The following is a 9,572-nucleotide window of genomic DNA, read 5'->3' as shown; positions in this document are numbered from 1 at the left end:
GCACCTGAAGGAGTCCCCGTCATGAAGAAGGCCGACATCCAGCCGGGCCTCGTCTACCTCTACGACCACCGGGGCTTTGACAACCCCGTTGTGTTCCTCAACGACCTTTCCCAGCTTGTCCAGCACGCCGATTCCTACGACCGCCGCAACGGCTCCACCGTGTTCCAGACGTCCAGGGAGGCCAGGCCCGCACGGCTGAGCGCCTACGGCAACCGTGTGGCCGGATACCCGGCGCTGACCGTCACCTCCAAGAAGGATGAGACGCTGTCGCAAACGGCGGAGCGGCTCCAGGCCAAGGCCGCCACGGTCAAGCTGGACGACATGCTGGCCGCGACGAAGGCGAGCACTGACGACGGCTTTGAGTACATCCTCGTGTCGTCGCTACCCAAGATCCTCGGTGAGTATGAGCCGACCGTCACGGCGCGGCGCGAGGAGGAGGCGCAGGCCGAGGCTCTGCGTCAGGCCCGCCGCGAGCGCATCATGGCCTCGTGCGATCGGAACAACGCCATCGCCGACCGGCTGGCCGTCCACGGGGTGACCATCGAGCACCAGGAGAGGCACGGCTACCACAGCGGCGAAGTCCGGACCGCTCCAGTGAGTCTTGATGACCTGGAGAAGGTGCTGGGACTGCTGGAGAGCATGGCTGTGGTGGCTGACCACGGTTCGCAGGTGATGGCGCTGCGGGCCGCCTTCCCTGCCTCGGATGCCACGGTGGCGGCGACTGCCGGTCTGCTCCACGGGATCCGATCGCTGGGCCAGCAGCTCGGCGTGGTGGAATCCGGCCCGCTCCAGGTCGACCTGTCCGACCGGTGCCGTGACTGCGGCGCGCAGCGGGACCTGGGCGATGACGGCTGGGCTCGGCACGAGAGCCACCTGCTGTGCCCCTTCCACCACCGCGCCCGGATGGTCACGGATGAGAACGGCTACGCCTACGTGGACTGCTGCTTTGACTTCGACACCTTGGTTCCGCTGGATGAGTCCGATCGGGTCCAGTCGAGCAAGACGGGCCGCCTGGGGACCGTGACCGGGCGCGTGGCCAAGGCATCGGCCATCGTGACGTGGGACGCCGATCCTGAGCGGCGCAGGGAGGAGATCACCACGCGCGGGGGCCGGACCTGCTTGACCAAGGTCTGATCTCCGGAATGCACGAAGACCCCGCCGGGCTCCGGCGGGGTCTTCGCGTATTTCCACCAAACACCAGGGGGTACCATCCGCCCTGGTGCCCAACCAATCGGCGGGCACCACCCCGCCGACCGAAGGAACCACCGCTGAGCGGCGGCCTCGAGGCCCAAGGTAGCAGCCGGGCACTCGCGCTCAGCCTCGCTGAAGAGAGGGTTTCCTGCTCTCAGCGGGCCGGGATATCAACTACCTGTCGATGACCTCTGCCTCGACGACGTCCAGGCTGGCCAGGACGTCATCGCTGCGGCGGGGCGCCTCCAACTCGCGGGCGCGGTGGCTGGCATCGGAGCCGAACAGGCGGGCGATGGTGCCGCCCTCGGCCATGGCGCGGCCGGACGCCTTGACCGTCAGGCTGAAGCCCTCGGCGTCGGCCTCGGCGCGCTTGGCGAGCATCCGGTGGAGCCGGTCGATCTCGGCGGACAGGTTGGGGTCGGCGTAGCCGCCTTCCGATTCCTCGACCAGGCGCAGGAAGGCGACCCGCTGGAACTGCATGGACACCACGGCGTCCTCGACGGCGCGGAGCTGGTCGCGGGTCTTGATGGTGACCGGGATGGTGTAGGCGCAGGCGCTGCCGGGGCTGTTGGCCGGGCAGTGGGAGGCGAGGTAGCAGGTGTCGCACTGGCGCAGGCTGTCGGCCTGGAGCTCGACGAGGGAGCGGGTGGTGGTGGTCGGCTGGCCGTCGTCTCCGATGCCGGTTTCGCTCACCTGGGCCAGGGTCAGGCCGGGCAGGAGGGCTCGTTCTCCGGTGCGAGGAGTTGGTACCGGCTTCCGCGTTTGCGGGGCGGGGGTATCAACTGGGTCCGGCTCGACTTCCGCGTTTGGTCCGGAAGGCGTTTCGGGGGACATATCAACTACTTTCCGTTTGCGCGTGTTGATGTGGTCGACGAACCGACGCCAGCTCCAGATCGCGACCTTGAGGACCTCGCTCGCGTTGTCCGATTCGATGAGCTCGATGTCGAAGCCGGCGCGCTCCAGGTGCTGCCGGTGGCGTTTGCGGCCCTGGTCCTTGTACTTGCGGGGGTAGCGCTTGAGGGCGTGTCCGGTCCAGATCTGGGTGTCGCCGTACTGGGCCGGGGACAGCCAGCTCGTGGAGGCGACGGAGTCGAATCCGATCTGCTCCATGAGGTCGGTCTTGGTCATGGCCACGCCGTGGATCCGGACGCCGCGGCGGGCGAGCCGGTTGAGGAGTCCGGCGATGTCGCGCCCGGCGACGGAGATCTGGGGGACGCCGACCCGGCCGTAGCGGTCTGCCAGCCGTTCCAGTTCGGCAACGCCGTGCTCGGCGTGCCAGATCGGCAGGAACTTCTCCCCCAGGTGGTCGTAGAAGTCCGATCGGTGGCGGGCGAGCCAGTCCGGCCCCATGCTGGTCGCATCCAGTTCGGACACCATGGCGATCCGGTCGAGGTTGGCTTCGATGAAGGTCCGGTAGGCGCCAACCAGGTCCTCGACGCGCTCAGCGGGCCACTCCTGCGGCTTGGCGTTGAGGGTGTATCCGCCGGAGTCGACGAAGACGCTCTGGTGGTCGGGGTACTTGGCGGAGATGAGCCAGGGCCGGGTGAGTTTGGTCCGGCGCAGCAGCCCGACAAAGGACAGGGCGACGTGCTCGACGCCTTGGGCGGCCAGGAGGGTGCGCCAGCCGGGCACCTCCGAGCCGCCGAAGTACAGCGACAACATCAAAACAGGCCGGGCTGGTGGTGCTGGGCCCGCTTGCGGGCGGTTGACCAGTCGACCGGGGCGCGGCCCGCGGGCGCCGCCTTGCCTGCGGTGTGGCTGGTCTGGCCGACGGTGAACAGCGTCTGCTGGCCGCCGGTCGGCGGGGGGATGCGGCCGGAGCGCTGGGCGGCCAGGAGGGTGGACTGGGCGATGCGCTTGGCCTGGATGTCCTCGATGCCCTCGCGGATCACCTGGCGCATCCGCTGGCCGTAGGTGGGCGGCTGGGGCGGGCCGGCCGGGGCGGGGGTGGGCTGGGCGATGGCTGGGCCGGGCTTGGGCAGCGGCCCGGGGGTGGGAACCTGGCGGGCGCCGACGCGGGCCTGGACGGCGGGCAGGTCCCGCGGGTCGGTGACGCGGTTGAGCTGGCGCACGTACGGAGCGACGCGCCGCTGGATGAACGCGGCCTTCTCCTGCGGGCTGGGCGGGATGACCTGGCCGACGTGGTTGCGGGCGCCCGGCGCCGGGGCTGCCTTTCGCTTGTCGCTCGCGCTGGAGCGGTTGAGCGGGTCGAAGGTGACGGCGGACGGCTTGTCGTAGGGCGACAGGTCCACTCCCGCGCCGGGTGCGGTCGTCGGCCCCGGTACGGGCGCGGGGTTCTTGACGCTGGCGTTGCGGGCGGCCTGCTCCCACTCGGCGCGGGCCCGGGCGGTGGCCTGCTTCTTGCCGCGCTCGGCGCGGGCGCGGATGCGCTGCTGGCCGGGGTTGTTGACGAACCCGTTGAACAGCTTGCCCGCGGCGTGCAGGCGAGCGGCGCGCTGGGCGAGGATCTCGGGTACGGCGTCGGGGTTGATCACAGGGCGTCCTTGTCGGGTCGGGGGTCGGCAGCGCGCAGGCCGCGCACGCGGTCGACCTCGTCGACCATGAGCTGCCAGGGGGTCAGGGCCGCCTCGTGGTCCGGCAGGTACTCGGGGCGTGCGTAGGCAGGGTGGATGTAGTGCAGGAGGGGGATGCCGCTGCTGGCCAGGATCGCGATGACGCCTGGGTTGGGGTCGGCCAGCAGGGCGATGTGGGCGCCTTGGCCGCGTAGCCGCTCGACCTGGCGTAGCCGGCGAATGGCTGGGTCGTCGGGGTCGGTGGGGTGGGCTTCGAGGACGAACTGGTGGTCGGTGAACCCGTTGAGTTCCAGCCACGGGCTGGCGGGCTGGTCGCTGATGAGGGCCAGGCGGTGGACGCTGGCGATGGCGGCGTACAGGGCGCGGCCGGTGGGGATCGGGGCGCCGGAGGCTTCGTCGCGCAGCAGCCCGTCCACGGTCAGCAGGGCGAGTCCGGTCATCGGCTGCTCCACAGCAGGGCTTGGAGGCGGGCGGTGCTGGCCTCGGCGAGCGGCTGGCCGTACAGATGGCGCTGGGTGTCCAGGGCGGCTTGGCGGCCGACGGCGGCGATCTCGGCCAGCGCCGGTCCGATCCCGGAGGCTTTGGCCGCTTGCCAGCGGAAGTTGGCGAAGTCGCCGTAGCCGTGGCCGCCGGGCCCGAAGGCTTGGTGGCGGCCGGTGTGGATGTCGTCGAACAGGTGGCTGGCCTGGTCGACGGCCAGGTGCAGGGCGGTCATCGCGTTGGTGTGGCCGGGGCTGGCGATGGACGTGGATTGGGCGGTGCCGCGGGCGGCGTTGTAGCGGGCGATGATGTCGCGGGCGGTGGCCGCTTCGCGGTCGACCTGGGCCCACCAGTCGGCCGGGTAGAGGGTGCGCGGGTCGGCGGGTAGGCGCGGCGGGCGCACGGTCCAGGTGTCGGCGGTCAGGTCGTAGGCGGCGTAGGGGTGGATCGCGGTGACGCCGCCCGGGGCGTTGGTGGTGGCCGGGTTCCAGTAGTAGGTGAGCTCGAAGAGCTTGCCGCCGAAGTGGGTGCGGGCCGTCTGCGGCCACAGTTCAGCTCGCAGCAGGGAGTTGAGGGAATCCGCCAGCTCCGGTTCGGACAGTGCTGCTTGCTCGGGTTGGAGCTGGCGGAAGCGCAGGGGGTTGATCCCGATCATGACGTCCAGGTCGCCGTTGCCTCGGTCTCCGGACCACTGGTGGGAGATGCCGGATCCGGCCAGCCACAGCCGGGTCCAGGAGTCCGGGTCGCGGAAGCGGGAGCGCATGAAATGTGTGAATGACCCGGTGATCGTGTCACGGACGTGCGGCCGGAGTTTTTGGCCGTCGAACAGGGCCGGGTCGAAGCCGGGATCGGGCGTCGAGAAATAGCCGCTTTGGCCCGAGGTGACGGTAATACGCCCGGACGATTGTGCGGCATTGTCGAGATAATGTGACGCCGATTGGTAGCCCATGTATTTCAGTTTAGGGTGATTGGTGTTTTTCGAGTTATTCGCCGAATAGGCGGAAAGGGCCCTCCGGAAGCGCGCGGAGGGCCCTTTGTCGGTGGGGATTTCCGCCTATGGCCTGGGGGCGTTGCGGACCTGGTTGAGGATGGCGGCGTTGGCTTGGGCTTCGGCGGCCTGGCGGGCGGCGGCCATCATGACGTTGTGGACCTGCATGGCCGTCTTCTGGGCGACGATCTCGTCGGCGACGACCGAGCATCCGGCGGTGATCTCGTCGGGGTGGGCGGTCTTGTCGAGGGTGAGCTTGTCGCTGATGAGGGCGGGGTCGTTGGTGCCGACCCAGGCGCCGTCGTAGTCCTGGTAGATGACGAACGCGGTGCGGACGGGCAGGCCGGGAGCGGGCGTGTCATCCGGGCCGGTGGGGCTCGGGCCGGCGGCGGGCTGCGGGTCGGGGTTGTGGCCGATGATGGTGGCGGCGCCTGCGCTGTTGATGTGGTTCTCCGGGTGGTTGGTCGGCTGGTGGGCCTGGTGGTGTTCGGTGGCGTGGGCGGGCGTCAGCCGGTGTAGTGGTAGTCGCCTCGGGCGGCCCGCATGCGCTGCATAACGACGCTGAAGTGGGGGCAGAACTCGCACAGGAAGCGGTTGGAGCGGGCCTTGCCGAGCCCGGCGGCCTTGCGCTCGGCCGCGGTGTCGGGGGTCAGGCGTTTGGCCTCGGACTTGAAGTCGCCGCAGTTGGTGGTGCGGTTGTGCTTCTTCCAACAGGTGAAGGCGTCCTCTTTGAAGGTGTCCTTCAGCTCATAGAAGCTTCGACCCAGGCCCTCTCCGCTACGGACGTTGATCTGGTCGACGATCTGCTTGCGGGTCTCTGTGTTGCGCCAGTGCTTCTCCTCGACGTCGAAGAGCTGGCCGCCCGCGTGGGGGGTGCCGGAGGGGAAGCGGTGGCGGGAGGCCAGGTAGGCGAGCAGGTCGTCGGATTCGACCGGGCCGTGGTGGTCGGGCAGTTCCTCGATGGTGGTGCAGGTGCCGCAGAGCAGAAGCCGGATCTTGGGTTCGGTGGTCATGCGCCGTTTCTTGATTCGTGTCGTGGGGGTCAGGCGGTGACGGGGGCGTCCCAGATCGCGGCCCAGGTGCGGGGGCCGACGAGGCCGTCGACGGCCAAGCCCTTCTCGTCCTGGAAGGCGCGTACGACCTGGCGGGTGATGGGGCCGAAGACGCCGTCAGCGGTGATGTTCCAGCCGCGGTCGGCGAGCTTGGCCTGCACACGGCGGATGGCGTCCCTGTCGGCCTTGGCGGTGCCGGTGCGGTGGCCGATGCCGTAGACCTGGCCTGCGCTCAGGGGGAAGCGCGGCGCCTGGTTGCCAGTCGACGGCTTGGTGGGCCGGGTCGGCTTGGTCGGCTTGTCGGGCTTCTCGTCCGGGCGGGGCTTGACGCTGACCTTGGCGTACTTGGGATAGCCGTAGCCGACGATGTAGCGGCGGTCGCGGTAGCGGATCTTGACCGCGTCCTCGGTGTTGCCCTCGATGGTGACCACGCGGCCCCGGTTGTCGGTGCCCAGGACCACACCGACGTGGTCGATGGCGCTGATCGAGCGGGTGCCTGCCCAGTCGAAGAACACCACGGCGCCCTTGGTGGGCCGGTTGCCGAACGCTCCGTGGCGGGCGAACCAGCCTGCATGGTAGGGCGTGTACGCATATTCGCCGATGATGTCCAGGCCCTGCTCGCCGCCGGCTTTGAAGGCGCAGTAGGCCAGGAACATGTCGCACCAGGCGGCGTCGCGGAAGCCGTGCGTGCGGTGCCGGGAGTCCCACCACAGGCCGAAGGTGGTGTCCTTGTCGGGCTGCTCGCGGTAACCCTTGAAGCTCTTGAGGGTGTCGAGGAACTCCTCGACGGTGAGGCTCACCAGCCGCTCCCGCCGTCGTAGACGGGCAGGTCCAGGATCTCGCCGTCCTGCTCACCGTCCTCGGGGGTGACGGCCGCCTTGTTCTGCGGGGCCAGGGGCCGCGGGGAGTGGTCGAGCTCGCTCATGCCAGGCCGCCCTTCGGGCCGATCACGCCGGTCATGACGTGGCCGGGGTAGGCGTTGGCGGGGCTGTGGCCAAGACCGCCCCGATCGGGGGCGGGCTTGCGGACGGCGCCGTCGGTGATGCCCTCGGCCAGTTCGGCGCTCATGCTGCGGGAGGTGGGGTAGGCCATTTAGGCGATTCGCTTTCCGGTTCCGTTGGGCTTGCGCCGGTCGTTGAATATCTCCGCGAGCGGAGGCCCGGCGCCGTCGGTGTCCTTCGGGACGGTGAAACGCACGTTGTCGCCAATTCCGCCACGGCGCCGGTCGGTCGCTGCCATCGGCTTTCGAGTGCCCATGTGCGCCCTTCCTGGATAATTCCGACGTGGACATTTCCCAGCGTATTTAAAATGGCGTCACAAATGGTAATGTTCGGTCCCCGAGTAACCAGGCCGGGCCGACAGCGGGTCTGCTTTGGGGCCGGGGTAGAGCTCGTCCAGGCGGACGACGTCGGCCACCTCGATGACGTGCTTGCCCAGGCCGTAGCGGGGGGCGACCCGGCCGATGTTGGGGATCGGTGGCCTGATGGCGTTCATCGCCTGCGCCGAGGCGTTCATCAGCTCGTCCAGGCGGTCACTCACGAGGTTTTCGGGCAGCGACGCCCAGGGTCCAGCGGGCACTAATCGAACACCTTTCCGGTAGCATGCGGGCATGAGCGAGAGCAGCAGCGAGGAGTTCGACTCCGAGCTCGATGGGCCGGAACTGGACAGCCCTGGGACGTCGCTGGAACCCGGGGACATGACCCGGGAGGAGTTCTTGGAACGGGGCGGTTCCGAGGAGGACGCCGAGTTCTACTACGGCGAGCGCGACTACATCTAGTCGCCCGGCATGACCGGGTAGGGCTTGTCCTTGCTCGGATTGGTGTTGATCTTCGTGTTCGGGTTCGGCCGGAACTGTGCCCCCAGGTGCATTCCGGAGTGCTCCCCGAAGTGGGACGACCATTCCGGACTCAGTGACTGCGCGCCTTCTGAGGCCCAGTCACGCACGACCGGGTACTGGTCGGCGTGGCTGACCATCACGTCTGCGCGGCGCATCTGCTGGCTGCCCCAGGCGGCGGCCTGGATGGTGTGGGCGTTGTCGGCGTAGTTGACGCCGCGGCTGAGGCCGCGCTCGGCGGCCACCCGGCGGGTGGCGTAGTCGTTGAGGGCGTGGACGTAGCTCTTGCCGTCCGACAGCATCTGCTCGGGGCGGCTGTTGCCGGTGTCGTGCTTCTCGGTGACCTTCCCGGTCTTCTCGCTCACGGTGGTCTTGATGACCGGGGTCGCGCCCCTGACCGCCGAGACGGGCTGGTCGGCGTAGTACGGGAACTTCTTACCGTCGGCGCCGGTGTACATCTTCGACTTGCTGGTGGGCAGGCCCGGCGCGACGACGGACGCCTCATGGATGTCGCTGACCTTGTAGGCGTCGGCGTGGTCCTTGTCGGCCAGCGCGCCGCGGAAGGCGATCGTCTTGGCCGCGGAGTACGGGTCGCCGTAGTGATGGGTCGACGGGTCTCCGGTGGACAGGCTGTGCAGAGTGCGCTCGACCACCTTGTAGTTGTTCTGCTTGCGGCCGGAGATGAACCTCGGGTCGCGGCCTTCGACCGCTGCGCTCACTGCCTCTTCGGCCTGCTCGATGTTGGGCCATGAGTCCTTCGAGCGCCACTTGGAGTTCGGAGATGTGTCGGCCACGGCCTGGTTGGTCACCGCGCGAGCCATGACCGGGTTGTCCGCGAACTGCTGGTGGCTCATCACGTTGTGATGGGCCTGTTCGAGGCGGCCGTAGGCCGACATCATGCTCTCATCGTGACGCTTTTGCAGGTCAGCGTCGGGAAGGCGGGTGGTGGGCCTGCCGCCGTAGAACATCTGGGAGCCGGACTCGTTCACGCCCGCCTGGATGTGCTCGGCCATGACCCGGTCAAGTGCCTGGTGATGGGTCTTCTCCAGGGAGCCGACCGGGTTCCTCGGGTCGTGGCCGTAGTGCGCCAGCACCGCCTCGCCCTTGCGGTACTCCGGGCCCGTCAGGTCCTCGGCCCGCCGCTGCACGGTGATCTCGGGGTGATGCTCGTGCGGCTGGTTGATCGCGGGGCTGCCGCGCTCGGCCGCGGTGTTGGGAAACATGCGGTGGCCACCGGCCAGCCAGGTGAAATCGCCGTGGGACATGCCCTCTGGCCGCCGGTAGCCGAGCTGGGCGTCAGCGCTGCCGCCGGGGGCGGTGACCTCGCGGTGCAGACGGCGCATCCGGGTGGCGTCGGCTGCGGGACCCTCGAACTGCTTGGCGTTGACCGCGCGGGACAGTTCGCGCCCGGTGGTGGCGGTGAATGTGTTGGCGGGCTGGCCGGTGATCGGGTTGAGGTTGGGGTCGGCCGGACCCTTCTTCTTGGGGGGCAT

The 9,572-nt window shown here is 69.0% G+C and carries 14 protein-coding genes; 2 read left to right on the top strand and 12 right to left on the bottom strand.

Annotation, left to right across the window (positions count from 1 at the left end; all coding sequences use genetic code 11):
- Window positions 1-21 precede the first annotated feature (21 nt).
- Entirely contained in the window at window positions 22-1,134 is a 1,113-nt protein-coding gene (locus tag FVE25_RS16635) for a hypothetical protein (protein WP_157247862.1), read from the top strand.
- 231 nt (window positions 1,135-1,365) lie between these two features.
- Here the strand turns inward: FVE25_RS16635 and FVE25_RS16630 are convergent, their stop codons facing one another.
- From FVE25_RS16630 to FVE25_RS16585, 11 genes are all read right to left on the bottom strand, one after another.
- On the bottom strand, window positions 1,366-2,853 hold the full coding sequence (locus tag FVE25_RS16630; RefSeq protein ID WP_157247861.1) for a hypothetical protein: 1,488 nt from the start codon (window positions 2,851-2,853) through the stop codon (window positions 1,366-1,368).
- Window positions 2,853-3,686, bottom strand: a complete 834-nt coding sequence (locus tag FVE25_RS16625; RefSeq protein WP_157247860.1) for a hypothetical protein — start codon at window positions 3,684-3,686, stop codon at window positions 2,853-2,855. Before FVE25_RS16625 ends, FVE25_RS16630 begins: the two co-directional genes overlap by 1 nt.
- Window positions 3,683-4,165, bottom strand: coding sequence for a hypothetical protein (locus FVE25_RS16620; protein ID WP_157247859.1), 483 nt, complete (start codon window positions 4,163-4,165; stop codon window positions 3,683-3,685). The genes FVE25_RS16625 and FVE25_RS16620 overlap by 4 nt, the downstream gene beginning before the upstream one ends.
- Window positions 4,162-4,968 (bottom strand): hypothetical protein, encoded by an 807-nt coding sequence (locus tag FVE25_RS16615; RefSeq protein ID WP_157247858.1) that lies wholly within the window; start codon window positions 4,966-4,968, stop codon window positions 4,162-4,164. The genes FVE25_RS16620 and FVE25_RS16615 overlap by 4 nt, the downstream gene beginning before the upstream one ends.
- Window positions 4,969-5,259: 291 nt before the next feature.
- Window positions 5,260-5,778 carry a hypothetical protein gene (locus FVE25_RS16610; protein ID WP_157247857.1) on the bottom strand — a complete coding sequence of 173 codons (519 nt, stop codon included), beginning with the start codon at window positions 5,776-5,778 and terminating at the stop codon, window positions 5,260-5,262.
- The gene (locus FVE25_RS16605; RefSeq protein WP_157247856.1) at window positions 5,700-6,206 is read right to left on the bottom strand and encodes a hypothetical protein; all 507 of its coding nucleotides are present in this window, start codon (window positions 6,204-6,206) and stop codon (window positions 5,700-5,702) included. Before FVE25_RS16605 ends, FVE25_RS16610 begins: the two co-directional genes overlap by 79 nt.
- 29 nt (window positions 6,207-6,235) lie before the next feature.
- Window positions 6,236-7,045, bottom strand: coding sequence for a C40 family peptidase (locus FVE25_RS16600; RefSeq protein ID WP_157247855.1), 810 nt, complete (start codon window positions 7,043-7,045; stop codon window positions 6,236-6,238).
- On the bottom strand, window positions 7,042-7,170 hold the full coding sequence (locus FVE25_RS56280; RefSeq protein WP_281367855.1) for a hypothetical protein: 129 nt from the start codon (window positions 7,168-7,170) through the stop codon (window positions 7,042-7,044). Before FVE25_RS56280 ends, FVE25_RS16600 begins: the two co-directional genes overlap by 4 nt.
- Window positions 7,167-7,337: a hypothetical protein gene (locus FVE25_RS16595; protein ID WP_157247854.1), complete on the bottom strand. Its 171-nt coding sequence runs from the start codon at window positions 7,335-7,337 to the stop codon at window positions 7,167-7,169. Before FVE25_RS16595 ends, FVE25_RS56280 begins: the two co-directional genes overlap by 4 nt.
- Window positions 7,338-7,502, bottom strand: coding sequence for a hypothetical protein (locus FVE25_RS16590; protein ID WP_157247853.1), 165 nt, complete (start codon window positions 7,500-7,502; stop codon window positions 7,338-7,340).
- A gap of 57 nt (window positions 7,503-7,559) precedes the next feature.
- Window positions 7,560-7,823 (bottom strand): hypothetical protein, encoded by a 264-nt coding sequence (locus FVE25_RS16585; RefSeq protein WP_157247852.1) that lies wholly within the window; start codon window positions 7,821-7,823, stop codon window positions 7,560-7,562.
- A gap of 31 nt (window positions 7,824-7,854) precedes the next feature.
- On the opposite strand from FVE25_RS16585, the gene FVE25_RS16580 reads away from it, so the two are divergent.
- Window positions 7,855-8,022 carry a hypothetical protein gene (locus FVE25_RS16580; protein ID WP_157247851.1) on the top strand — a complete coding sequence of 56 codons (168 nt, stop codon included), beginning with the start codon at window positions 7,855-7,857 and terminating at the stop codon, window positions 8,020-8,022.
- On the opposite strand, the gene FVE25_RS16575 is transcribed toward FVE25_RS16580, so the two are convergent.
- A complete protein-coding gene (locus FVE25_RS16575; RefSeq protein ID WP_157247850.1) occupies window positions 8,019-9,572 on the bottom strand; it encodes a hypothetical protein in 1,554 nt (517 codons plus the stop codon). The genes FVE25_RS16580 and FVE25_RS16575 overlap by 4 nt on opposite strands.

The organism is Nonomuraea typhae (assembly GCF_009760925.1).
Taxonomy (GTDB): Bacteria; Actinomycetota; Actinomycetes; order Streptosporangiales; family Streptosporangiaceae; genus Nonomuraea; species Nonomuraea typhae.
This window is presented reverse-complemented; position numbering and strand designations above follow the sequence as displayed.